Source organism: Pigmentiphaga sp. GD03639 (assembly GCF_029845405.1).
Taxonomy (GTDB): domain Bacteria; phylum Pseudomonadota; class Gammaproteobacteria; order Burkholderiales; family Burkholderiaceae_B; genus Pigmentiphaga; species Pigmentiphaga daeguensis.
This window is the reverse complement of record NZ_JAOCLR010000005.1, coordinates 103081-126860: the sequence shown is the minus strand read 5'-3', so window position 1 is coordinate 126860 and position 23780 is coordinate 103081. Positions and strand designations below refer to the sequence as shown.

General features: G+C 68.0%; 24 protein-coding genes and 1 riboswitch. Of the genes, 15 read left to right on the top strand and 9 right to left on the bottom strand.

From position 1 onward, the window contains the following. The first annotated feature begins 50 nt into the window (after positions 1–50). Positions 51–737, top strand: a complete 687-nt coding sequence (gene coq7 / locus N5K27_RS07270; protein ID WP_087841639.1) for a 2-polyprenyl-3-methyl-6-methoxy-1,4-benzoquinone monooxygenase — start codon at positions 51–53, stop codon at positions 735–737. Positions 738–743: 6 nt separating this feature from the next. On the opposite strand, the gene N5K27_RS07265 is transcribed toward coq7, so the two are convergent. After that, complete coding sequence (locus N5K27_RS07265; RefSeq protein WP_087841638.1) at positions 744–1169, bottom strand: OsmC family protein; 426 nt, start codon at positions 1167–1169, stop codon at positions 744–746. An 844-nt stretch (positions 1170–2013) separates the two neighbouring features. Then, on the bottom strand, positions 2014–2442 hold the full coding sequence (locus N5K27_RS07260; protein ID WP_165963336.1) for a DUF4168 domain-containing protein: 429 nt from the start codon (positions 2440–2442) through the stop codon (positions 2014–2016). Positions 2443–2789: 347 nt separating this feature from the next. Here N5K27_RS07260 and rplM point away from each other — a divergent pair, with 347 nt between their 5' ends. The 6 genes from rplM to N5K27_RS07230 all read left to right on the top strand — a co-directional run bounded on the left by rplM (position 2790) and on the right by N5K27_RS07230 (position 8298). Next, positions 2790–3218: a 50S ribosomal protein L13 gene (gene rplM, locus N5K27_RS07255; protein ID WP_087841636.1), complete on the top strand. Its 429-nt coding sequence runs from the start codon at positions 2790–2792 to the stop codon at positions 3216–3218. 10 nt (positions 3219–3228) lie between these two features. Beyond that, positions 3229–3621 carry a 30S ribosomal protein S9 gene (gene rpsI, locus N5K27_RS07250; protein WP_087841635.1) on the top strand — a complete coding sequence of 131 codons (393 nt, stop codon included), beginning with the start codon at positions 3229–3231 and terminating at the stop codon, positions 3619–3621. 216 nt (positions 3622–3837) lie between these two features. Then, positions 3838–4896 carry an N-acetyl-gamma-glutamyl-phosphate reductase gene (gene argC / locus N5K27_RS07245; protein WP_165963337.1) on the top strand — a complete coding sequence of 353 codons (1059 nt, stop codon included), beginning with the start codon at positions 3838–3840 and terminating at the stop codon, positions 4894–4896. Beyond that, positions 4896–5699 carry a DUF6776 family protein gene (locus tag N5K27_RS07240; RefSeq protein WP_087841633.1) on the top strand — a complete coding sequence of 268 codons (804 nt, stop codon included), beginning with the start codon at positions 4896–4898 and terminating at the stop codon, positions 5697–5699. Before argC ends, N5K27_RS07240 begins: the two co-directional genes overlap by 1 nt. 181 nt (positions 5700–5880) lie before the next feature. Beyond that, complete coding sequence (erpA, locus tag N5K27_RS07235; protein WP_087841632.1) at positions 5881–6249, top strand: iron-sulfur cluster insertion protein ErpA; 369 nt, start codon at positions 5881–5883, stop codon at positions 6247–6249. 111 nt (positions 6250–6360) lie between these two features. Then, on the top strand, positions 6361–8298 hold the full coding sequence (locus N5K27_RS07230) for an ATP-binding cassette domain-containing protein (protein WP_279815500.1): 1938 nt from the start codon (positions 6361–6363) through the stop codon (positions 8296–8298). Positions 8299–8343: 45 nt separating this feature from the next. Here N5K27_RS07230 and N5K27_RS07225 read toward each other — a convergent pair whose 3' ends face one another. Together N5K27_RS07225 and N5K27_RS07220 are read right to left on the bottom strand one after the other, a co-directional pair. After that, on the bottom strand, positions 8344–9447 hold the full coding sequence (locus N5K27_RS07225) for an anhydro-N-acetylmuramic acid kinase (RefSeq protein WP_087841630.1): 1104 nt from the start codon (positions 9445–9447) through the stop codon (positions 8344–8346). An 11-nt stretch (positions 9448–9458) separates the two neighbouring features. Then, complete coding sequence (locus N5K27_RS07220) at positions 9459–10910, bottom strand: M23 family metallopeptidase (protein WP_243724672.1); 1452 nt, start codon at positions 10908–10910, stop codon at positions 9459–9461. A gap of 263 nt (positions 10911–11173) precedes the next feature. Here N5K27_RS07220 and tyrS point away from each other — a divergent pair, with 263 nt between their 5' ends. The 4 genes from tyrS (at position 11174) to N5K27_RS07200 (ending at position 14757) form a co-directional block, all read left to right on the top strand. Further along, the gene (gene tyrS / locus N5K27_RS07215) at positions 11174–12451 is read left to right on the top strand and encodes a tyrosine--tRNA ligase (RefSeq protein ID WP_279815497.1); all 1278 of its coding nucleotides are present in this window, start codon (positions 11174–11176) and stop codon (positions 12449–12451) included. Between the two features lie 95 nt (positions 12452–12546). Next, positions 12547–13197 carry a YbhB/YbcL family Raf kinase inhibitor-like protein gene (locus N5K27_RS07210; protein WP_087841627.1) on the top strand — a complete coding sequence of 217 codons (651 nt, stop codon included), beginning with the start codon at positions 12547–12549 and terminating at the stop codon, positions 13195–13197. Then, positions 13190–13843, top strand: a complete 654-nt coding sequence (locus N5K27_RS07205) for a histidine phosphatase family protein (protein ID WP_279815495.1) — start codon at positions 13190–13192, stop codon at positions 13841–13843. Before N5K27_RS07210 ends, N5K27_RS07205 begins: the two co-directional genes overlap by 8 nt. A 23-nt stretch (positions 13844–13866) precedes the next feature. After that, positions 13867–14757, top strand: coding sequence for a LysR substrate-binding domain-containing protein (locus N5K27_RS07200; protein ID WP_087841625.1), 891 nt, complete (start codon positions 13867–13869; stop codon positions 14755–14757). Here N5K27_RS07200 and otnI read toward each other — a convergent pair. From otnI to N5K27_RS07180, 4 genes are read right to left on the bottom strand one after another with little or no spacing between them, the layout of a single operon-like run. Continuing rightward, positions 14723–15553 carry a 2-oxo-tetronate isomerase gene (otnI, locus tag N5K27_RS07195; protein ID WP_279815493.1) on the bottom strand — a complete coding sequence of 277 codons (831 nt, stop codon included), beginning with the start codon at positions 15551–15553 and terminating at the stop codon, positions 14723–14725. The two genes, N5K27_RS07200 and otnI, sit on opposite strands and share 35 nt — an antisense overlap. A gap of 22 nt (positions 15554–15575) precedes the next feature. Next, entirely contained in the window at positions 15576–16511 is a 936-nt protein-coding gene (locus N5K27_RS07190; RefSeq protein ID WP_279815491.1) for a 2-hydroxyacid dehydrogenase, read from the bottom strand. Positions 16512–16528: 17 nt separating this feature from the next. After that, complete coding sequence (locus N5K27_RS07185; RefSeq protein ID WP_087841622.1) at positions 16529–17338, bottom strand: class II aldolase/adducin family protein; 810 nt, start codon at positions 17336–17338, stop codon at positions 16529–16531. 26 nt (positions 17339–17364) lie between these two features. After that, complete coding sequence (locus N5K27_RS07180) at positions 17365–18366, bottom strand: tripartite tricarboxylate transporter substrate binding protein (protein ID WP_165963390.1); 1002 nt, start codon at positions 18364–18366, stop codon at positions 17365–17367. A 168-nt stretch (positions 18367–18534) separates the two neighbouring features. On the opposite strand from N5K27_RS07180, the gene N5K27_RS07175 reads away from it, so the two are divergent. Continuing rightward, on the top strand, positions 18535–19371 hold the full coding sequence (locus N5K27_RS07175; RefSeq protein WP_279815488.1) for a tripartite tricarboxylate transporter substrate-binding protein: 837 nt from the start codon (positions 18535–18537) through the stop codon (positions 19369–19371). Positions 19372–19401: 30 nt separating this feature from the next. On the opposite strand, the gene N5K27_RS07170 is transcribed toward N5K27_RS07175, so the two are convergent. Then, complete coding sequence (locus tag N5K27_RS07170) at positions 19402–20337, bottom strand: 2-hydroxyacid dehydrogenase (protein ID WP_279815486.1); 936 nt, start codon at positions 20335–20337, stop codon at positions 19402–19404. A 117-nt stretch (positions 20338–20454) separates the two neighbouring features. Next, positions 20455–20590, top strand: a riboswitch (ZMP/ZTP riboswitch). 155 nt (positions 20591–20745) lie between these two features. On the opposite strand from N5K27_RS07170, the gene glyA reads away from it, so the two are divergent. From glyA to ribD, 3 genes are all read left to right on the top strand, one after another. Then, positions 20746–21993 carry a serine hydroxymethyltransferase gene (gene glyA, locus N5K27_RS07165; protein WP_087841619.1) on the top strand — a complete coding sequence of 416 codons (1248 nt, stop codon included), beginning with the start codon at positions 20746–20748 and terminating at the stop codon, positions 21991–21993. A gap of 144 nt (positions 21994–22137) precedes the next feature. Then, positions 22138–22611, top strand: a complete 474-nt coding sequence (nrdR, locus tag N5K27_RS07160; RefSeq protein WP_087841618.1) for a transcriptional regulator NrdR — start codon at positions 22138–22140, stop codon at positions 22609–22611. A gap of 48 nt (positions 22612–22659) precedes the next feature. Continuing rightward, on the top strand, positions 22660–23772 hold the full coding sequence (ribD, locus tag N5K27_RS07155) for a bifunctional diaminohydroxyphosphoribosylaminopyrimidine deaminase/5-amino-6-(5-phosphoribosylamino)uracil reductase RibD (protein ID WP_087841754.1): 1113 nt from the start codon (positions 22660–22662) through the stop codon (positions 23770–23772). The last annotated feature ends 8 nt before the right edge of the window (positions 23773–23780 follow it).

The window sequence follows — 23780 nt, the reverse complement described above, 5'->3', positions numbered from 1 at the left end:
CTGGAATCTGTTCATGTCGCTGTCCGGCCATGTCCGGACCGGAGGTCGCAATGTCGGGAACCGCATCCTTTCGCCGTATTTCCCTGCTGGACCGGGTGCTGTCCGAGGCGGATCGCGCCGTGCGCGTGCTGACGGGGTCGGTGTCGGCGCAGCGGCCGAATCCGGCGGGACGCCTGTCCGCCGCTGCCGAGGGGACGTCCGGGGACGCTTCGGGCCCGGCGTTGACGGAAACCGAGCGCAAGCACGCGGCCGGCCTGATGCGGGTCAATCATGTGGGGGAGGTGTGCGCCCAGGCGCTGTACCGGGGCCAGGCGCTGGTCTGCGACAAGCCGGAGACACGCCAGGTATTCCTGGACGCGGCGGCCGAAGAGACCGATCACCTGGCCTGGCTGGACGACCGCCTGCGCGAGCTGCGTTCGCATTCCAGCCTGTTGAATCCGTTCTGGTATGCGGGGGCCTTCGGGCTGGGCATGCTGGCGGGCAAGGCGGGCGAGGCCTGGAACCTGGGCTTCATGGCGGAAACCGAGCGGCAGGTGGAGCGCCATCTGGACGGACACCTGGGTACGCTGCCGGCCAGTGATGCGCGTTCGCGCGCGATCGTCGAACGGATGGCCGCCGACGAGCGCCAGCATCGGGTGACGGCGGAGCAGCGTGGCGGCGTCGAGCTGCCCGCTCCGGTGCGGGCAGCGATGCGGTGCGGGTCCAGGCTCATGACCTCCACCGCGTATTACCTCTGACGCGCTTCAGTCGGCTTCGACGATTTCCACCGACCAGGTCAGTTCCGCGGTCTTTTCGAGCATGGCCGAGGCCGAGCAGTACTTTTCGTGGGAAAGCTGCACTGCACGCTCGACCGCCGCGGGCGGAAGGTTCTTGCCCGTTACCGTGAAGGCGAAATGGATCTTGGTGAAGACCTTGGGGTCGGTGTCGGCCCGCTCGGCCTTGAGCGCCACCGTGCAGCCGCGCACGGCATGGCGGCCGCGCTTCAGAATCAGGACGACGTCGTAGGCCGTGCAGCCGCCTGTTCCGGCCAGCACCAGTTCCATCGGCCGGGGCGCGAGGTTGTTGCCCCCGCCGTCCGGCGCGCCATCCATGACGGCGACGTGTCCGCTGCCCGTCTGGGCGGTGAACAGCATGCCCTGGGGGCCGCCCCAGCTTACGATGCATTCCATGATATTCCTCGTGCTGCGATAGAAAGTTGACGATCAGCACGATGATAGCGGGTGGGAGGCAGGTTTCGCGGTTGTCGCCGGCTCCGGCCATGTTGCGATGCGGCGAAAACTGCGACAAATGGTCGCGCCCCCTGCCGGAGCTGTTCCAGGGCCGGATTTTTTCTCCGCAACGTTGCGGAGTGGTGGGATGGTTTGTGTATAACTTATTGATTGGTAAGGAGTTTTTTGTCGGCATCCACATCGGTTTTTGTACGTAGGCAACAACCCTTAGGGGTTCTTGCATCGCACAAAAGATCTCTCTATAATTAACCCAACGGATGACGCTTTGTATGTCGACACGGCCTCGGGCCCCTCGGCATCGTCGGATAGCCCCGCAAAGCCCATCTACCGGTGTCTCCTCCACCCTCCTCCTTTGGTGGATTAGCCCGAAGCCGCAAGGCTTCGGGCTTTTTTTTGCCCGTACCATGCTGCTTCGCATCAAAATATGTCGACAGCACATCCGCATCCATGGCTGAGCAAGCCTGAGTCGCCTGAAAAGGATGGGGAGGGGCGCGCAGAACCGCGCTAAAAAAGGACTTAACTTGTTGATATAAAAAGAATTTTGCCTGTTGAAAATTGATACCGCATGGTGGTGAACAGGTCAAAAAAACTTCTTGCATCGCACAAACCGCTTCCCTATAATGGGTTCAACGGATGACGCTTTGTATGTCGACACGGCCCCGGGCCCCTCGGCATCGTCGGATAGCCCCGCAAAGCCCATCTACCGGTGTCTCCTCCACCCTCCTCCTTTGGTGGATTAGCCCGAAGCCGCAAGGCTTCGGGCTTTTTTTTGCCTGTTTTCGGATCAGCGCATCATCGTGCCGCCACCCGTGGAGCCGCCATAGCTGCCGCCGGTCGAGCCGGCGCCTTGCATCAGCGCGCCGTACCGCTGCATCAGGGCAGGATCCTGCTGGACGGCTGCGTTGATGGCGTTGAACTCCCGCACGGTCAGCCCTTCGCTCCAGACAGCCTGCGCCTTGCGGCCATTGGCTTCGTCGAAAGTGGCGTTGGTGGGCTCGCCGCCCGCGGTGGTGGCGGCGGCCGCCCCGGTTCCGGGCGACACCGCGTTCACTTTCCTGGCGGCGTTGGCGAAGCGCTGCAGCTGATCGTCGGTAACCGACTGCGGCGATATCGTCGAGGCCTGCTGGGTGGACGTGTCGCGCTGGGGCGCCGCGCAGGCGGCCAGTCCCGCGGCCACGGCTCCGGCGGCCAGCATCGTCTTGATCGTTTTCATCGGACGGTTCTCCATAAGGCACTGTGAACGGCCTAGTGTCTGCCCTTAAGTGGCGCCGGGATCTTTTCTTATGTATGGATGTTTATCAAAGCATGAAGCGCGGCCGTGGCATCACAGGGGAAGCGGGCGGTGGCGTCGGATATCGTTACAGCTGGACCGGGGGCCGGATGGCTGCCGCGGGTGGGTCGGCGCATGGCCTTTGACTTTGCGGGATATTCCGGGTTACCATCTTCTGCTTACCCTTTTTCCGTACCTGCAGTTCACAATGCCGAGGCGGGATCGGGGTGACTGCCGTCAGGAAGCCCGTAGGGGGCTTTACGGGCACCAGATATGTCACAGAGATCATCATGAAAACCTTCGTTGCGAAACCGCATGAAGTGACGCGTGACTGGTACGTGATTGACGCCAAGGGCAAAGTCCTAGGTCGTGTGGCCAGCGAAGTCGCACGCCGTTTGCGCGGTAAACACAAGCCTGAATTCACGCCTCACGTCGATACCGGCGACTACATCGTCATCATCAACGCCGCCGATATCGTCGTCACCGGCAACAAGGCGCAGGACAAGCGCTACTACCGCCACTCGGGCTATCCCGGCGGTATCACCGAAACCACGTTCCTGAAGATGCAGCAGCGTTTTCCTGGTCGTGCGATCCAGAAGGCCGTCAAGGGCATGCTGCCCAAGGGTCCCCTGGGCTACGCCATGATCAAGAAGCTGAAGGTGTACGCAGGATCCGAACATCCGCACACCGCCCAGCAGCCCAAGCTGCTGGACATCTGAGGAGCCGCGCATGATCGGTAACTGGAATTATGGAACCGGCCGCCGCAAGACCTCGGTGGCGCGCGTGTTCCTGAAGAAAGGCTCGGGCAAGATCACCGTCAACGGCAAGCCCGTCGACGAGTACTTCGCTCGCGAGACCGGCCGCATGATCGTTCGCCAGCCGCTGGAACTGACCGGCCACCTGGAAACCTTCGACTTCCACGTCAACGTCCACGGTGGTGGCGTGAACGGGCAGGCCGGCGCGGTGCGCCACGGCATCACCCGCGCGCTGATCGACTACGACGCGACGCTCAAGTCCGCGCTGTCGCAAGCCGGCTTCGTGACTCGCGATGCCCGCGAGGTCGAGCGCAAGAAGGTCGGTCTGCACAAGGCGCGACGTCGCAAGCAGTTCAGCAAGCGCTGATCGGCTTCGATCCCCCTCGTCCCGTTCCGGCTCCGGCCGGCGGGCGAGACAAGAAAGGCCGCAGCGATGCGGCCTTTTTTTCGCTTTGAGCGGCGCTCGCCCGAAGGGGCGTCACATCGATGCTGCCGAGCGTGGGGTATTCTTATTCATCACATGTCGCAGGGCACCGTCCCGCTTTCCCGGGCCGGGAAGCGCAAGGGACTCCAGGAGATTGCAATGGCCAAGATCAAGGTAGGTATCGTCGGCGGCACGGGCTACACCGGCGTGGAACTGCTGCGCCTGCTGTCGCAGCACCCGAACGCGGAGCTGACCGCGATCACCTCGCGCAAGGAAGACGGCATGCCGGTGGCCGACATGTACTCCAACCTGCGCGGCAAGGTGGACCTGGCGTTTTCCTCGCCCGACAAGGCCAGGCTGACAGAGTGCGACGTGGTGTTCTTCGCGACGCCCCATGGCGTGGCCATGGCGCAGGCGCAGGAACTCCTGGCCGCCGGCGTCAAGATCATCGACCTGGCCGCCGATTTCCGCCTGCAGGACCTGGCCTCGTTCGAGAAGTGGTACAAGATGCCGCACGCCTGCCCGGACGTGCTGCGCGAGTCGGTCTACGGCCTGGTCGAACTGAACCGCGAGAAGATCCGCGGCGCACGTGTCGTGGGCAATCCCGGCTGCTACCCGACCACCGTGCTGCTGGGCCTGGCGCCGCTGCTCGAGGGCCGGGCCAAGGCGTCGCCGCTGGTGGACGCGTCCACGCTCATCGCCGATTGCAAGTCGGGCGTGACCGGTGCCGGGCGCAAGGCCGAGCTGCACATCCTGTTCTCGGAAGCCAGCGACAACTTCAAGGCCTACGGTGTGTCGGGCCATCGCCACCATCCCGAGATCGTCGAGCACCTGCAGACCCTGCACGGCGGGCCGGTAGGGCTGACCTTCGTGCCGCACCTGACGCCCATGGTGCGCGGCATGCATTCGACCATCTACGCCCGCATCGACCCGAAGGCGCGCGACGTCGATTTCCAGAAGCTGTTCGAGCAGCGCTATGCCGATGAGCCGTTCGTCGACGTGATGCCCGCGGGCAGCACGCCCGAGACCCGCTCGGTGCGTGCCTCCAACATGATCCGGATCGCCGTGCACCGGCCCGGCAACGGCGACCAGCTGGTCGTCCTGGTGGTGCAGGACAACCTGGTCAAGGGCGCATCCGGCCAGGCCGTGCAGAACATGAACCTGATGTTCGGGTTGCCCGAGGACGCCGGGCTCGGCCAAGTGGCGGTGCTGCCCTGATGAAGCGGCGGCCGCTGTTTCCGGCGCTGGTGCCGCGCAGGCTGCGGCGCGGCGCGGGGCCGGCTGCGCGGGCCGACGGGACGGGACTGCCCCCTGCCTCGCCGTGGCGGATCGTGGTCCTGGTATTGCTGCTGGCGCTGGGCGCTGCCCTGGGAACGGGGCTGTACGAGTCGGCACGCCGAATCTTCGGCGGGCCGCAGGTCTCGGCATCCGAACTGGCGCAATTGCGCGCCGAGCACCAGCGGCTGATCGCCGACAACGAGCGCTTGCAGGGCAGCCTGGCAGCCGCGGAAAGCCGCCTGGAGATCGAGCGTGCCGCCAAGGACCAGCTCGCGGCCGATTTGCGGGCCGCGCAGAAGGAAATGGGCGACATGCGCAATGACCTGGCATTTTTCGACCAGCTCATTCCCATGGATCCGCGCCAGGCCCAGGTCAATATCCGTTCCGCGGAACTGGAGCGGCAGGGCGAACTGCTGCGCTATCGGGTGCTCCTGATGCGCGGCGGGCGCCCCTCGGGCGAGTTCAGCGGGCGCTTGCAATTCTCGGCGTCCGGCGTGCGCGCGGGCGCCGCCACCACGATAGACCTGCATCCGTTCTCGGTCCCGACCGACGCGCTTGCAGGGGACGGCGCCCCGGTCGCGGCCCGGCCGGCCGCCGACCCGCTGGCCGTGCGGTTCCGGCAGTATCAGCGCGCCGAGGGATCGCTCGCGGTCCCGGCCGGCTTCGTGGTGCGCAGCGTCACGGTGCGCGTGGTCGAGGGAGGCGTGGTGCGCTCGCAAAGCACCGTCAACCTGCCGGCCTGAGGCCGCGGGCTTGAACCTTGGCGGTGCGCCCGCATCTAACGGGTGTGGCCGCCGGCTGTAGTGTCCCTGGCGGCGCCAGGGTTGAAATCAAGCGCCAATAGCGGTTGAATTACCCATTAACCAGATGATTTACAGCGCATGCGCGGCACGGGCCGCGCCTACGCGCAGGCAAGGAGCAGTCATGAACGCAGCAGTCGAACAAGCCAGCCTCGAGGCCCCGCCGATGGGTCTCGTCTTCACCGATGCGGCGGCCGCCAAGGTCAAGGAGCTGATCGATGAAGAAGGCAATCCGGCGCTCAAGCTGCGCGTCTTCGTGCAGGGCGGCGGCTGTTCCGGCTTCCAGTACGGCTTCACCTTCGACGAAGACGTCAACGAAGACGATACGCAACTGGACAAGAACGGCGTGCAACTGCTGATCGATTCCATGAGCTTCCAGTACCTGGTCGGTGCCGAGATCGACTACAAGGAAGGCCTGGAAGGCGCGCAATTCGTCATCAAGAACCCGAACGCCACGTCCACCTGCGGCTGCGGGTCGTCGTTCTCGGTATAAGGCGGGGGCCCACAGGGGCCGCGCCGTTCCGTCCTTTCTTCCAGGGCGCCCTCGCGCAAGCCAGGGCGCTTTTTTCGTTTTCGCTCCTGACCGGTCCGCCCGGCGTGCTTCATGGCTCTCATCGCTCTGACCGACATTGAACTGGCCTACGGCCACGTCCCTCTTTTGCACCGTGCCAGCTTCTCGGTGGAGGCGGGCGAGCGGGTGGGGCTGATCGGCCGCAACGGCACCGGCAAGTCCTCGCTGCTCAAGCTGCTGGATGGCCGCTCCCTGCCCGACGACGGCCTCATCTCGCGCCAGGACGGCCTGAAGGTCGCCACGGTGGAACAGGAGCCGGTATTCGACGAATCGGGCACGGTGTTCGACGCCGTCAGCGAGGGCCTGGCCAAGGGGCGCGACCTCTTGCGTGCCTACCAGCGCCTGACCCACGAACTGGCGGAAACGGCCGGCGGAGCGGACCACGACGCGCTCCTGGCCCGGCTGCAATCCCTGCAGGCGGAGCTGGAGGCGCACGACGGCTGGACGGTGCAGGCGCGGGTCGAGGCCACGCTGGCCCGGCTGAACCTGCCCGCCGATGCGCCGGTGGCCGGATTGTCGGGCGGTACGCGCAAGCGCGTGGCGCTGGCCCGGGCGCTGCTGGGCGATCCCGATCTGTTGCTGCTGGACGAGCCCACCAACCACCTGGATTTCCAGGCCATTGCCTGGCTCGAGGAATTGTTGAAGGCCTTTCCCGGCAGCATTGTCTTCATCACCCACGACCGCCGCTTCCTGGATGCCGTCGCCACTCGCATCGTCGAACTCGACCGCGGCGAACTCGCCAGCTTTCCGGGATCCTTCTCCACCTACCAGATGCGCAAGGCCGAGATGCTGGAGGCCGAACGGCTGGAGCAGGCGCGTTTCGACAAGCTCCTGGCCCAGGAGGAAGTGTGGATACGCAAGGGCGTCGAGGCGCGCCGCACGCGCAGCGTCGGCCGGGTCAAGCGGCTGGAGCAGCTGCGCCTGCAGCGGGCCGAGCGCCGCGAACGCATGGGCAAGGTCAGCATCGACGTGGCCGAGGGACAGCGTTCGGGCAAGCTGGTGGCCGAACTGACCGATGTGTCGAAGTCGTTCGGCGACAAGGCCGTCATCCGCTCGTTCTCGACCACGGTCATGCGCGGCGACCGTATCGGCCTGATCGGACCGAACGGCGCGGGCAAGACCACGCTGCTCAAGCTCATTCTGGGCGAACTGGCCCCCGACACGGGTTCGGTCAGGCAGGGCACCAATCTGTCGGTGGCCTACTTCGACCAGATGCGCAGCCAACTGGACGAGGACATGGCCCTGGCCGACGTCATCAGCCCGGGCAGCGAGTGGATAGAGATCAACGGCCAGCGCAAGCACGTGATGAGCTACCTGGGCGACTTCCTGTTCGCGCCCGAGCGTGCCCGCTCGCCGGTCAAGAGCCTGTCCGGCGGCGAGCGCGCGAGGCTGCTGCTGGCGCGATTGTTCGCGCGGCCGGCCAACGTGCTGGTGCTGGACGAACCCACCAACGATCTCGACATCGAGACGCTGGAACTGCTGGAGGAACTGCTGCAGGACTACTCGGGCACGGTCTTCCTGGTCAGCCACGATCGCATGTTCCTGGACAACGTCGTGACGCAGACCATCGCCTACGAAGGGGATGCGCGCTGGCGCGACTACGTGGGCGGCTACGACGATTGGGCGACGCAGCGCGCCAGGGCCGAGGAAGCCAGGTCGGCCGCGGCCAAGCCCGCGCGCGAGGCCGCCCGCGACGAACCGGCCGCTCCCGCGCCGGAGAGAGCCGCTCCCGCCAAGCCCGGCCGTTCGCGTCTGAGTTCCTGGGAAGCGAAGGAACTGGAGGGCCTGCCCGACGCCATCGCCGCGCTGGAGGCCGAGCAGCAGGAACTGAACGGGAAGCTGGCCGACGGATTGATCTATCGCGACGATCCGGCCGGCGCGACCGCCATCCAGCAGCGCCTGGCGGCGATCGAGGACGAACTGATGGCCAAGCTCGAGCGCTGGGAACTGCTGGAAAGCAAGCGGGGCTGACCCTGCGCGGTTTCAGCCCGCATCAGGCCGTCCGGTGTCGTCGCCCTACGCAGGGTAATAGGCGCCCAGCACACGGGGACCGGCCGCGCCGGTCACGGCGGGCAGGTTGCCGGACAGGCCGGCGACATGGCGATGGGCCAGCCAGGCGAAGGCCAGGGCCTCCATTTGCTGGGCAGGCACGCCCGCGTCGTCGCTGGGTGCGACGGGGCAGGGCAACGCGTCGGCCAGGGCCCGCATCAGGCCGCCGTTGCGTGCGCCGCCACCGCAGACCCACACCTGCTCGCAGGCGGGAAGCTGGCGGCGTATCTCGCGCGAGACCGTTTCGACCGTCAGGGCCTGCAGCGTGGCCTGCACGTCGGCCGCGGCCAATACGCCGTGGCGGGCCTGCCAGGCCTGCAGGCGCTGGTCCAGCCATGACGTGTTGAACAGGTCGCGTCCGGTGGATTTGGGCGGCGGGGCCGCCAGCCACGGTTCGGAGGCAATGAGTTCCGCCAGCAGGTCTGGCCGCATGGTGCCGGAGGCGGCGTAGCGGCCGTCTTCGTCGTAGTCCCGGCCGGTATGCCGGGCGCACCAGGCGTCCAGCAGCAGGTTGGCCGGGCCGGTGTCGTAGCCCACCACGCCGGCGGGCGACAATAGCGTGACGTTGGCGATGCCGCCCAGGTTGACCACGGCGCGCGGCCGGTCGGTGCCGAATATCGCCGCGTGGAAGGCCGGCGCCAGCGGGGCGCCATGCCCGCCCGCGGCCAGGTCGCGACTGCGCAGGTCGGCCACGACCGCGATGCCGGACAGTTCGGCCAGGCGGGCGGGGGCGTTCAATTGCACGGTGTAGCCGGCATCGGGACGGTGGCGGACGGTCTGCCCGTGGGCGCCGATCGCGCGAACCCGCGCGGCGTCCAGGCCGGTCCGGGCCAGCAGTTCGGAGATGACCTGCGCATACAGGTCCGCCAGGGCCAGGCCGGCTTGCGACATCCTGTGGATCTCGTCCGGACCCGGCGTGTTCAGGGCCAGCAACTCCGCCCTCAGGGCCGGCGGCATGGCGACGTCGGCATGCGCGAGGATGCGGGGCCGGCCGCCGTCGAACACGGCGGCCACGCCATCCACGCCGTCCAGGCTCGTTCCGGACATCAGGCCGATGTACGGTTCGGCCATGGCGGACGGCCTTATTGGGCGGCCAGCGACATGTCGCCCGCCGGCATGCTGTAGTCCTTCAACTGGGCGAGCAGCGACATCTGGTGGCGCAGGGGATCGGTCTGCTGCTTGAACAGCGCCAGGCCGCGGGCGCTGAGCTCGGGGGCCTGCGGCAGGGCGACGGTGAGCGGATCGACCGGCTTGCCGGCGATGCGGAACTCGTAGTGCAGGTGCGGGCCGGTGGCCCAGCCGGTCGAGCCGACGCGGCCGATGAACTGGCCCTGGCTGACGCGGGAGCCCTTGGACAGGCCCGGCGCGAACGCGCTCATATGGGCATACAGCGTGGAATACTGGCCATGGTGGCGGACCACGACCACGTTGCCGTAGCCGTTCTGCTTGCCGATGAAGTCGATGGTGCCGTCGGCGGTGCTGCGGATGGGCGTACCGGTGGGCGCGCCGTAGTCCACGCCCTTGTGCTCGCGCCAGGTTTTCAGGATGGGGTGGAAGCGGCGCGAGAAACCGGAAGTGACCCGGGTGAACTCCATGGGCGCGCGCAGGAAGGCCTTGCGCAGGCTCTTGCCGTCGAAGGTGTAGTAGCCGCCGCTGACGCCGGGCTGCTGGTCGAACCAGACGGCCTGGTAGGGCGTGCCCTTGTTGACGAATTCCAGCGCGATGACCTTGCCGGCCCGCACGTAGTTGCCCTGGTGCGTATAGGTTTCGTAGACCACGTTGAAATGGTCGCCGCGGCGCAGGTCGCGGTGGAAGTCGATGTCGCCCGACAGGATCTCGGCGATCTGGGTGGCGACGCTGTCGGGGATGTCGGCGGCATCGGTGGCGCCGAACAGCGAGCTGTAGATCTCGCCGTGGGCGATGCGGGTCTCGCGCTCGGTGTCCAGCTGCACGTCGCGGGCCGACAGGCCTTGCGCGGAGCGTTCGATCTGCAGCATGCGCGAGACGACCTTGTCGCCGGACTCCGCGCCCGGGGTATGGATGTAGCGCAGCCAGCGGACTTCGCCCAGCGCGTCGGTGGAAGCCTGGACCACGCGGCCGGGGTAGAGCTGGTAGAAGCTGCGGGCGTCCGGCGAGGTGCGGATGAAGCGCTCGAGCTCGGGATCGTCCACGCCCAGGCGGTTCAGCAGCGTGGCGACCGAGTCGCCGCGCTGGACGCGTTCTTCGCGGATGAAGTCCGGCGCCTTGGCCTCCTGCTCGGCGACCTGTTCGGACAGGTCCGGCAGGGCCAGCGACTCGACGATGCGGGTCGTGGGCAGGGTCGAGGCGTCCGGCGCCAGCGGCGCGACGCCGATGGCGGCGGCGGTCACGAACAGGCCGGCGGCGCCGGTGCCGATGACGATGCGGCGTTTCAGCGGCGACGAGGTGATGGTCAGGGTGGCGGGATGGGAGGTGATGCGGGAGAGGGTTTGTTGCACCGCTGCGGCGATGCGCTTGAGCATCGCGCCGGCGATGCCGGAAAACTTACGGTTCATGCGGCCTGGCCCCTGGGGTCGGTTGGGCTAGAATTGCTTCGGAGTGCGGGTCCGGAGCGCGGCGTGTCTCGGGCCCCGTTGTATTGCCGCAACTTTGTTGCGCAGCACAAATAGCGTCGCTGGGCTCGATTCATGAACCGAACCCGCGCCTTCATATTTGTAACAACGGGATATCGCCGAAACGGGCCGAGTATATAGAAACTCCCCCGGGCCTGCCAATACGATTGTTTACACTTGACACACTTTCCAGAGCTGTCCGCGCCATGACCGAAACGAAACCCGACTCGTCCGTATCCCTCCCCTCTGGCACGCCCGGGGCGGCGGCGACATATCCGGTTACACCGGAGGTCGAGCGGGACCTGGCGATCGTGCGGCGCGGTTGCGACGAGCTGCTGGTCGAGGCCGAGTTCGCGCGCAAGCTGGCCCGCAGCCGGGCCACCGGCGTGCCGCTGCGCATCAAGCTCGGCCTGGATCCCACCGCGCCCGACATCCATCTGGGCCATACGGTCGTCCTGAACAAGATGCGCCAGTTGCAGGAACTGGGCCACACGGTCATCTTCCTGATCGGCGACTTCACTTCGATGATCGGCGATCCCAGCGGCCGCAACGCCACCCGCCCGCCGCTGACGCGCGAGCAGATCGAGGCCAACGCCAGGACCTACTACGCCCAGGCCAGCCTGGTGCTGGACCCGGCCCGCACCGAGGTCCGCTACAACTCGGAATGGTGCGACCCGCTGGGCGCGCGCGGCATGATCCAGCTGGCCTCGCGCTACACCGTGGCCCGCATGCTGGAGCGCGAGGATTTCACCAAACGTTTCAAGGGCGGCGTGCCCATCTCGGTCCACGAGTTCCTGTACCCCCTGATGCAGGGCTACGACTCGGTGGCGCTGAAGGCGGACCTGGAGCTGGGCGGCACCGACCAGAAATTCAACCTGCTGGTGGGGCGCGAGCTGCAGAAGGAATACGGCCAGGAGCCCCAGTGCATCCTGACGATGCCGCTCCTGGAAGGGACGGACGGCGTCGAGAAGATGTCCAAGTCCAAGAACAACTACATCGGCATTTCCGAGGCGCCCGAGTCGATGTTCGGCAAGCTCATGTCGATCTCCGACACGCTGATGTGGCGCTACTACGAGCTGCTGTCGTTCCGGTCGCTGGAAGAGATCGCCGGCTTGAAGCGCGAGGCCGAGGCCGGCCGCAATCCGCGCGACATCAAGGTGATGCTGGCCCAGGAAATCGTTACACGTTTTCATTCGGCCGCCGCTGCCGAACAGGCCCTGGCGGACTTCGAGGCTCGCTTCAAGCAGAAGGCCATTCCCGACCAGATGCCCGAGGTCTCGATCGCGGGCGCGCCGCTGGGCATCCTCCAGGTGCTGCGCGAGGCGGGGCTCTGTGCCTCGGCCTCCGAGGCGCAGCGCAACATCGAACAAGGAGGCGTGCGCATCGATGCGGCCAAGGTCGAGGACAAGGGCCTGAAGCTGGACGCCGGCACCTACGTCGTACAAGTTGGTAAACGAAAGTTCGCGCGCGTCACGGTACGATGAGGGACCGGAGTCGCTTTCCGGGCCGGCGCGAACCATCCCGCCCCGCGCCGCCTTTGGCACACCATGCCAGGTAGACGATTTTTAGGAGTATCGCGATGAAGCTCTGGAGCAATTCCTTCATGGATGGCGAACCCATCCCGGCGCGTTATGCCTTCGGCAAGATCGATCCCAAGACGCAGGTGACGCTGTCCGACAACGTCAATCCCCATCTGGCCTGGGACGACGTGCCCGCCGGCACGCAATCGTTCGCGATCATCTGCCACGACTACGACGTGCCCAGCAAGGGCGACGACGTCAACCAGGCCGGCAAGCAGGTGCCGGCCGATCTGCCGCGCGTGGACTTTTTCCACTGGGTACTGGTGGACGTGCCCGCGGGCAAGACCGAAATCGAGGAAGGCGAGTTCTGCAACGGCGTGACGCCGCGCGGCAAGGCCGGCCCGATGGCTCCCGGCGACACCCGCCAGGGCGTCAACGACTACACCGGGTGGTTCGCCGCCGACCACGACATGAGCGGCGATTACTACGGCTACGACGGCCCGTGCCCGCCGTGGAACGACTCCATCATCCACCACTACGTGTTCACCGTGTATGCGCTGGACGTGCCCAGGGTCGACGTCGACGGCAAGTTCGGCGGGACCGACGTGCGCCGCGCGATCGACAAGCACGTGCTGGGGCAGGCGGCCATCACGGGCACCTACACGCTGAATCCGGCCCTGGCGCCGCGCCGGATCGCGCCCAATGACTGAGCTCTGGCTGATCCGGCACGGCGAGACCGAATGGAACCGGTTGCGCCGGGTGCAGGGGACGCTCGACATCGGCCTGAATGCGCTCGGCCGCGCCCAGGCCGAGCAGGTCGCCGCCCGGTTCCGGCCCGGGCGCGACCGCGTGCATGCCATCTATAGCAGCGACCTGGCGCGGGCCCACGATACCGCCCGTCCCACCGCGGGCAAGCTGGGACTGGAAGTGCGGCTCGATGCCGGCCTGCGCGAACGCAAATACGGCGTCTTCGAAGGGCTCAGCTTCGACGAACTGGCCGAGCGCCACCCGCAGGCCGCGGTGGCCGTGCGCGAACGGCATCCCGACTACGAACTGGACGGCGGCGAATCGCTGCGCCAGTTCCATCATCGCGTGGTGGCCACGCTGGACCGCATCGCCGCCGCCAACAAAGGCGAGCGCGTACTGGTGTTCACCCACAGCGGCGTGCTGGACACCGCCTACAGGCATGCCGAGGGATTGTCGCTGCGCGCCGAGCGCCGGCACACGCTGCACAACGTCAGCATCAACCGCCTGCTGATCGACGGCGCCCGCTGGCGGGTGGAGAGCTGGGGCGACGTGGCCCACCTGGAAGGCGCCGGGCAGGACGCCTGGGAAGAGCCGGCCGACGCGGCCTAGGCTGCGGGGCCAGCCAGCTCGCCGTGGACCTCAAGCAACTCGAATATTTCGTCAGCGTGGCCGAGCTGGGCGGTTTCACGCGGGCGTCCATCGCGCTCGGCATCGCCCAGCCCGCGCTCAGCCGGCAGGTGCGCCAGCTCGAGATCGAACTGGGGCAAAGCCTGCTCAGGCGCACCGGGCGCGGAGTGGTGCCCACCGAGGCGGGACAGATGCTGCTGGAGCACGGACGGGGCATCCTGCACCAGGTGGCGCGCACCCGAGAGGAGCTGGGACGGTTGCGCGGGGCCCTGGCCGGCCGGGTGGCGATCGGCCTGCCGCCCCGCTTCGCCAAGATGCTGACCGTGCCCTTGACCCGCGCCGTGCGCGCGCGGCTGCCCGAGGCGGCGCTGTCCATATCCGAGAGCCTTTCCACCGGGCTGCAGGAGTCGCTGCTGAGCGGCCGGCTGGACATCGCGCTGTTGTACAACCCGGCACCGTCACCGGACATCGACAGCGTCGTGCTGCTGGAGGAGGACTTCTACCTGGTCACCCGCCGCCAGGGGCGGGCGCGCAAGTCGATCAGCGTGCGCGAGCTGGCCGACGAGCCCTTGGTGATCCCGACCCGGCCCAACACCATACGCATGCTGGTCGAGGCGGAACTGGCCAACATCGGGCTGCATCCGCGCATCGCCATGGAAATAGACGGTGTGGCCGCCATGCTCGACCTCGTGGCCGAGGGCGTGGGAGGCGCGGTGCTGTCGGTCAATGCCGTTCGCACGTCGGGCCGCGAGGAGGTGTTCCGCGCGGTACCCATCGTCAAGCCGCGCCTGCGCAGCAAGCTGGCGCTGGCGGTCAGCGCGCAGCGCCCCGCCACGCGCACCCAGCAGGCCATGCAGGACATCATGCGCGAGCTGGTGCTGGGCCTGCGCATGTAGCGGCGCGAGCCCGGCGCAGCCACGCCAGCCCCGCCGACGTGCCGCCCGGCTGCGCGCCCAGCCGGGGGTGGTATTCGCAGCCGACCCAGCCGTCATAACCCAGTTCGTCCAGCAGCCCGAACAGATAGGGATAGTTGATCTCGCCGGTATCCGGCTCGTGCCGGTCCGGCACGCCCGCGATCTGCACGTGGCCGACGTGCCCGGTGGGCAGGTAGCGGCGCAGCCGGGCGGCCAGGCCGCCTTCCACGATCTGGCAGTGATAGAGATCCATCTGGATCTTCAGGTGGGGCGAGCCCACTTCGCGGACGATCCCATGGGCCTGATCCTGGCGGGTCAGGAAAAAGCCCGGCACGTCGCCAGGGTTGATCGGCTCGATCAGTACCGTGCGCCGGTCGCGCGCGGCCAGGTCCGCGGCCCAGGCCAGGTTCTCGACGTAGGTGGCGTGCAAGGCCGGGAGATCCGCCTGCGCAGGGATCCGGCCGGGCATGACGTGGAGGTTGTCGCAATCGAGCGCCGACGCGTAGTCGAGCGCATGTAGGAAGCTGTCGCGGAATTCGCGGCGCCGGTCGGGCAGGCAGGCGATTCCGCGTTCATCCGGGTGCGACCTGGGCGTGGCGTTGAAGAACACCAGGCGCAGCCCGTGATCGCGCAGCCGGGCCGCCAGCTCCGCTTTGGCATGGTCGTAGGGAAAGAAGAACTCGACCGCCGTGAACCCGTCCCGCATCGCGCAGCCGAACCGCTCCAGGAAGGGGCGGTCGGGATAGAGCATCGAGAGATTGGCGGCGAAGCGGGGCATGGTCGATGGCTCCGTGGGGCGTTCAGACCGGGGTCAGGACCTGTCCGCCGCGGAAGTAGGCGTCCAGGTTGTCGCACACCAGCCGTTCCATGTCGGCGCGCGACTCGCGCGTGAAGCCGGCGATGTGCGAGAGCGCCACGACCTGGTCCATGTCCAGCAGGGGCTGGGGCACGTCGGGCTCGTTTTCGAACACGTCCAGGCCCGCGCCGCCCAGCCGGCCTTCCTGCAAGGCCCGGACCAGCGCCGCCTCGTCGACCACGCTGCCGCGCGCGATGTTGACCAGGATACCTCGCGGGCCCAGCGCATCCAGCACTTCCGCGTCGACCAGGTGGCGGGTGGCAGGGCCGCCGGGGCAGGCCACCACCAGGAAATCGGCCCACCGGGCCAGTTCCACCAGCGAGGGCTCGTGCTCGTGCGGGCTGCCCGCGACCGGCCGGCGCGTGTGATAGCGCACCACCATGTCGAAGCCGGCCGCGCGGCGCGCGACGGCCTGGCCGATGCCGCCGAAGCCCAGCAGGCCCATGTTCTTGCCATGCACGCGGGTCATCAGCGGACGCTGCCCGGTCTTCCAGCCGCCGGCCCGCACGAAGCGGGTCGTGACGGAAATGCCGCGCGCCACGTCGATCGCCAGGCCCATGGCCAGGTCGGCGACGCAGCCGTCCAGGACGCGCGGGGTATTGCTGACCTGCATGCCCAGGCGCCTGGCGGTTTCGACGTCGATCTTGTCGTAGCCCACGCCGAAGTTGGCGATGACGCGGACATTGGGCACGGCGTTCAGGATGTCGGCGCCGCAGGCGTCGCGCACGTGGATCGCGATGCCTTCGAACGCGGGGCCGTGCCCGGCCAGGAAGGCGGCGCGATCGGGCTGCTTCCACAGCGGGGTGACGTCGTAGTCGCGCGCCAGCCGCTCGTCGGCGGGGGCGGTGATGGGGCCGATCTGCAGGATGCGGTGCTTCATCGTGGGCTCTCCCGGGGTCAATCGCGATAGCTCGTATCGCGTCGGTCCAGCATCCGCAGCAGGGCCGGCCACTCGCGTTCGCCGTGGGGGGGATGGGTGCCGTCCGGATTGGGCGTGGGCGCGTGGCGCAACTGCTGATAGGCGCGCTCGGTCACGGCCGGCGCCGGCATGTGCAGCGGGCTGCCGGCCGACAGCGTCAGCAACTGTGTCTGGCATGCCCGTTCGAGCCGCTGCATGTTGACGAAGGCCTCGGCCACGGTCCTGCCCACGGCCAGCAGTCCGTGATTGCGCAGGATCATGACGTCGCGGTCGGCCAGGTTGGCGGCCAGCCGCCGGCGCTCGTCCACGTCCACCGCCACGCCTTCGAAGTCGTGGTAGCCCACGCCGCCGGCGAAGCGCATCGCGGTCTGGTTCAGCGGCAACAGGCCGCATTCCAGGGCCGAGACCGCCATGCCCGCCGGCGTGTGGGTATGCAGGACGCAGGCCACGTCCGGGCGCGCGCCATGGATCGCGCTGTGGATCACGTAGCCGGGCAGGTTGATCGTGTACTGCGCATTGGGGTTGTGGATCACCTTGCCGGCCAGGTCGACCTTGATCAGGCAGGACGCGGTGATCTCCTCGTACATCATGCCGAACGGATTGATCAGGAAGTGCTCGTCGTCGCCCGGGACCCGCGCCGAGATGTGATTGAGGATCATGTCGCTCATGCCGAACAGGTCGATCAGCCGGTAGCACGCGGCCAGGTCTATCCTCGTTCGTCTTTCCGCCTCGGTGATGGCGGCGGTCGTTTCCTGCGGCGCCGAAGGCGCCGTGCTGCGGTGGGTCATGACGTTTCCGTTTGCCTGGTCGGGTTTCATTGCTTCTCGATGCCTGCTTCTTCGATGACGACCCGCCACTTGGCGGCGTCCTTGCGGAAGACCTCCTTGAGCGCCTCCGGCGTGCTGGCGCGCGGCTCTATGCCCAGCGCGATGAAGCGCTGGCGCACGTCCGGCGCCTGCAGGGCCTTGCCGATCTCCTGGTTGAGCTTCTGCACGATCGCGGGCGGCGTGCCGGCGGGGGCGACGATGCCGTTCCACGAATCGGATTCATACCTGGCCAGGGCCGGGTTGCCGCTTTCGGCGATGGTGGGCACGTCGGGCAGGAACCCTATCCGCGCGGGCGCCGTGGTCGCGATGGCTCGCAGCGACCCGCCGCGGATCTGGCCCAGCACGCCCGTGACGGTTTCCATCGCCACCTGCACATTGCGGCCGCGCAGCGCGGCGATGACGTCGCCGGTGGACTTGAACGGGACGATGGGCACGTCCAGTCCCGCCATCGTCGCGAACAGGCGCGCGGAAAGATGCTGGGCGCTGCCGACGCTGATCGTGCCGATGTTGAAGTGCGCCGGATCCCGGCGGGCGGCGCCGACGACGTCGTCGACGGTCTTGAGCGGACTGTCCTTGTCGGCCACCAGCAGGAAGTGGAAGGTACCGATGGTGGAGATCATCGAGAAGCTCTCGACCGGATCGTAGGGCAGCGACTTGAACAGATAAGGGCTGAACGCGTTCTGCCCGCTGACCAGCAGCAGGGTGTAACCGTCCGGGGCGGCACGGGCCACCATGGACGCGGCCGTGATGCCGCCGGCGCCGGGGGCGTTTTCGACCACTACGCTCTGACCCATGGATTCGGCCATTTTCTGCGCCAGGGTACGCACCACGGTATCGCCCAGCCCGCCCGGGCCGAAGCCGACGACGATCTTGACCGGCTTCTGCGGGAAGGCCTGCGGCCACGCCGCCAGCGGGGCCAGGAGGGTGGCGAGCGCTAGCAGCAACGGGGAAAGGAGCCCGCGCGGGGGCGGGCGATGATGGCGGTCCATGGCGTCTCCTGATGATCCGGCAGTGTCGTCCTGCCTGGAAGAGCATTGTGGTCGGGCGCGGCGCTGGCCGATACCGCGTTCCATGGACAGCTGTTATGCCGTTTTGATATGGCTGCCCTCGCCGTAGGGGTTTCCGCCGTCTGAGCGCCCGAAGTCGATCGGCTATGCTTGCGCCTTGATTTCCACGCACCTTCCCGACATGGCCACTTCCACCTCCCGCACCGTTTTCCGGGCGCCGGCGGCAACCTCGGCACGGAACTGGTGGTGCGCGCCGCGGCCGACAGCAATACCTTCCTGCTCGGGCATACGGGTACGATCGCCATCAATCCCGCGCTGTACAAGAACCTGTCGTTCAACGCCTCCACCGACCTGCAGCCGGTCGCGATGTTCGCGTCGTCGGCGCTGCTGCTGGTCGTGCCGGCGGCCTCGCCCGTCAAGAGCGTCGCGCAGCTGGCCGACGCGCTGAAGGCCAAGAATGCCGACCTGTCCTATGCGTCCAGCGGCGCCGGCACGGGCGGCCACCTGACGGCGGAAATGTTCCTGCACGCGCTGGGCGCGCGCGCCGTCCATGCGCCGTACAAGGGCACGGCGCCGGCGCTGGCGGACGTGGCCGGCGGCCAGGTGGATTTCAGTTTCAGCGTGATCCCGGCCGCCATGGCGCTGGTCAAGGCCGGCAAGCTGCGGGCCCTGGCCGTCACCAGCGCGAAGCGGCTGGCGCTGCTGCCGGACGTGCCGACCGTGGCCGAATCCGGCGTTTCCGCGCTGGCGGGTTTCGAAAGCACGCTGACCTACGGCATCCTGGCTCCCAAGGGCGTGCCGCAGGCGGACGTGGCGCAGCTTGGCGCCGAGATCCTGAAGGCGGCGTCCACGCCCGAATTCCAGTCCAAGCTGGGCATCGAAGGCGCCGAGCCACTGCTGGGCGGCGCGGCCGAGTACGCCCGTAAGGTCCAGGAAGAAAGCCGCAAGTGGTCCGAGGTGGTGAAGTTCTCGGGGGCGTCGGTCTAGCGGCCGTCGCGGGCGGAATCGGGAGGCTGCTCAGACCGGATTCAGCACCTGCCCCGTCCGGAAATACGCATCCAGGTTGTCGCACACGCGGGCTTCCATGTCCGCCCGCGATTCGCGGGTGAAGCCGGCGATGTGCGAGACGGCCACTACGTTGTCCATCTCCAGCAGGGCCTGGGGCACGTCGGGCTCGTTCTCGAACACGTCCAGGCCCGCGCCGCCCAGCCGGCCTTCCTGCAAGGCCCGGACCAGCGCGGCTTCGTCGACCACGCTGCCGCGCGCGATGTTGACCAGGATGCCCTGCGGGCCCAGCGCCTCCATGACTTCGGCGTTCACCAGGTGGCGGGTGGCGGCGCCGCCGGGGCAGGCCACCACCAGGAAATCGGCCCATCGGGCCAGTTCCACCAGCGAGGGCTCGTGCCGGTACGGGGTGCCCGCGACCGGCCGGCGCGTGTGGTAGCGCACGTCCATGTCGAAGCCGGCGGCGCGCCGGCCGATGGCCTGGCCGATGCCGCCGAAGCCCAGCAGGCCCATGTTCTTGCCGTGCACGCGCGTCATCAGCGGGCGCTGGCCGGTTTTCCAGCCGCCGGCCCGCACGAAGCGGGTCGTGACGGAAATGCCGCGCGCCACGTCGATCGCCAGGCCCATGGCCAGGTCGGCGACGCAGCCGTCCAGCACTTCGGGCGTGTTGCTGATCTGCATGCCCTGGCGCTTGGCGGCCTCGACGTCGATCTTGTCGTAGCCCACGCCGAAGTTGGCGATGACGCGGGCATTGGGAAGGGCGTTCAGGATGTCGGCGCCACAGGCGTCGCGCACGTGGATCGCGATGCCTTCGAACCCGGCGCCGTGCTCGGCCAGGAAGGCGGCGGGGTCGGCCTGCTTCCACAGCGGGGCGATGTCGTAGTCGCGCGCCAGGCGGGCGTCGACGGCGGGCGTGATGGAGGCGATCTGCAGGATGCGGTGCTTCATCGGGAGAGTCCTGGAAGTCGGTTGTCGGTCGCGGTCAGGGTGCCACGATAGCCCATGTTGCGCCGCCGCGCAGACGTGCGCCAGGGCGCTCGAGACTGGGGTAAACTAATTCTTGCCTTCACCCTGCGTGACTGGCGACTCTAGGCTTCGGGGCCTAGGTGGGTTTACCACAAGGAAGCGCAGGGTTTCGGCGGTTAGGTTCGTCCCGTCCGGGGCGTGGCCGCGCCGCCCGCCGTTCGCCTGGGCAGCCGTTAGGCAGATTCGTAGATCGCGTCACGCCGTCTTTCGTTTCGGCTGCCCTGCCGCGCAGGCGCAGCAGGGCGATGTGGCGCGGTTTCCGTCATATCGGCTGGCCGTCGCGTTGAATCCGTCGGTTGGCCCCCCGTTCTGCACAGGAAGGAAACCGTCATGTTCGACCGCAACCGCACCATCGCCCAGGCCGATCCCGAGCTCTGGTCCGCCATCGAGCTGGAAAACCAGCGCCAGGAACAGCACATCGAGCTGATCGCCTCGGAAAACTACGCCAGCCCGGCCGTCATGCAGGCGCAGGGCACGCAGCTCACCAACAAGTACGCCGAAGGCTATCCCGGCAAGCGCTATTACGGCGGCTGCGAGTTCGTGGACATCGTCGAGCAGCTGGCCATCGACCGCGCCAAGCAGATCTTCGGCGCCGACGCCGTGAACGTGCAGCCCAACTCGGGCTCGCAGGCCAACCAGGGCGTGTACATGGCCGTGCTCAAGCCCGGCGACACGGTGCTGGGCATGAGCCTGGCCGAGGGCGGCCACCTGACGCACGGCTCGCCGGTCAATGCCTCGGGCAAGCTCTACAACTTCCTGTCCTACGGCCTGAACGCCCAGGAAGAAATCGATTACGACCAGGTCGCGCGCCTGGCCGCCGAGCACAAGCCCAAGCTGATCGTGGCCGGTGCCTCGGCCTATGCGCTGCGCATCGACTTCGCCCGTTTCGCCGAGATCGCCAAGGCCAACGGCGCGCTGTTCATGGTGGACATCGCTCACTACGCCGGCCTGGTCGCCGGCGGCGCCTATCCCAACCCGGTCCCGCACGCCGATTTCGTCACCTCGACCACGCACAAGTCGCTGCGCGGCCCGCGCGGCGGACTGATCATGTGCAAGGCCGAGTTCGAGAAGGCCGTCAACTCCGCCATCTTCCCGGGCATCCAGGGCGGTCCGCTGGAGCACGTCATCGCCGCCAAGGCCGTGGCCTTCAAGGAAGCGCTGGATCCCTCGTTCAAGCAGTATGCCGCCCAGGTCGTGGCCAACGCCAAGGTGATGGCGGAGACGCTGGTCGAACGCGGCCTGCGCATCGTGTCCGGACGCACCGAGAGCCACGTCATGCTGGTGGACCTGCGCGCCAAGGGCATCACGGGCAAGGACGCCGAACTGGCGCTGGGCCAGGCTCACATCACGGTCAACAAGAACGCGATCCCGAACGATCCGGAAAAGCCCTTCGTCACCAGCGGCGTGCGTGTCGGCTCGCCGGCCATGACCACGCGCGGCTTCAAGGAAGACGAGGCCCGCCTGACCGCCAACCTCATCGCCGACGTGCTGGACAACCCGCGCGACGAGGCCAACATCGCGGCCGTGCGCGAGCGCGTCAACGCCCTGACCGCGAAGTTCCCGGTCTATGGTGGGTAGTAGGGCTCACCCCCTACGCCCTTCGGGCGCCCCCTCAAGGGGGCGGCGCTGGCGGACCGGCAAAGCCGGATCCGCTGCGCCCGGGGGGGCTGGTCTTAGAGAGGGAGTCGCACGCATGGACGCCATTTTGGCCGAGGACCGCAGATGAAGTGTCCTTTCTGTCGCCATGAGGACACCCAGGTGATGGACACCCGGGTGCTGGAAGAGGGCAGCGCCATTCGACGGCGCCGCCGCTGCACGCATTGCGATCGGCGCTTCACCACCTATGAGCGGGTGGAGTTGTCGCTGCCGGCGGTGGTCAAGCGCAATGGCAGCCGGTCGGAGTACGACCAGGGCAAGCTGCGCGGCAGCCTGATGCTGGCGCTGCGCAAGCGGGCCGTCAGCGCCGACGCGGTGGAAGCCGCCGTCACGCGCATCGAGGAAGCCCTGATGACCAGCGGCCTGCGAGAGGTGCCCTCCGAGCGCGTGGGCGAGCTAGTCATGCAGGAGCTCAAGAAGCTCGACAAGATCGCCTACATCCGCTTTGCCTCGGTCTACAAGAGCTTCGAGGACGTGGATGAATTCACCGACGTCGTGCGCGAGGTCCAGGGGCCCCGGCCTCCCGGCGCGAAGTCCTGATCGCCGATGAGCGCCGACATTCCCGAACGTCCCGAGGATGCCGCCTGGATGCGGCGCGCGCTGTCGCTGGCCGACGGCGTCATGTATACGACTTCGCCGAATCCGCGCGTGGGCTGCGTCATCGTGCGCGACGGCCAGGTCCTGGGCGAAGGCGCGACCCAGCCCGTGGGCGGGCCGCATGCCGAGGTGCGGGCGCTGCGCGACGCGCAGGCGCGCGGCTTGTCGGTGGCAGGCGCCACCGTCTACGTCACGCTGGAACCCTGCAGCCACCATGGCCGCACGCCGCCATGCGTCGATGCGCTGGTCGCCGCCGCGCCGGCGCGGGTCGTCGTGGCGATGGGCGATCCCAATCCGCGCGTCAACGGCGAAGGCCTGGCTCGGCTGCGCGCCGCGGGCATCGAAGTCACCGCGGGCGTGTGCCTGGACGAGGCGCTGGCGCTGAACGTCGGCTTCGTCGCCCGCATGAGCCGCGGCACCCCCTGGCTCTGGGCGAAGATGGCGGCGTCGCTGGACGGGCGCAGCGCGCTGCCCAACGGGCGGTCGCAATGGATCACCGGCGAGGCCGCCCGCGCCGACGGCCATCACTGGCGCGCGCGCAGTTGCGCCGTGCTGACCGGCATCGGCACCGTGCTGGCCGACGATCCCCGCCTGGACGTGCGCCATGTGGCGACCACGCGCCCGCCGCGCAAGATCGTGCTGGATACGCATCTGCGCATGCCGGCCGCTGCGCGCCTGCTCGACGGCACGGAAACCTGGGTCTTCACGGCGCGCGAGGATGCCGGGCGGGTCGCCGAACTGGCGGCGCGCAATGCGCGGGTCATTTGCCTGCCGGGCGCGGATGGCCGCGTCGACCTGCCCGGCGTCATGCGCTGGCTGGGGCAGCACGACATCAACGAAGTCCATGCCGAGGCCGGCGCGGTGCTGACCGGCGCCTTGCTGCAGGAGGGCTGCGTGGACGAATTGCTGGTCTACATGGCGCCCATGGTGTTGGGCGAGGGCGCCGGCATGGCGCGCTTGCCCCTGATCGAGGATCTGGGCCAGGCACGCCGTTTCCAGTTCGTGGACGTGCGCGGGCTGGGCCCGGACGTCCGGCTGCGGGCGCAGGACCCGCGGCGGCTGGCGGCGGCTCGCGCGGCCGCCACGCCCGCGCGGCGGGCCTGATCCGCCGC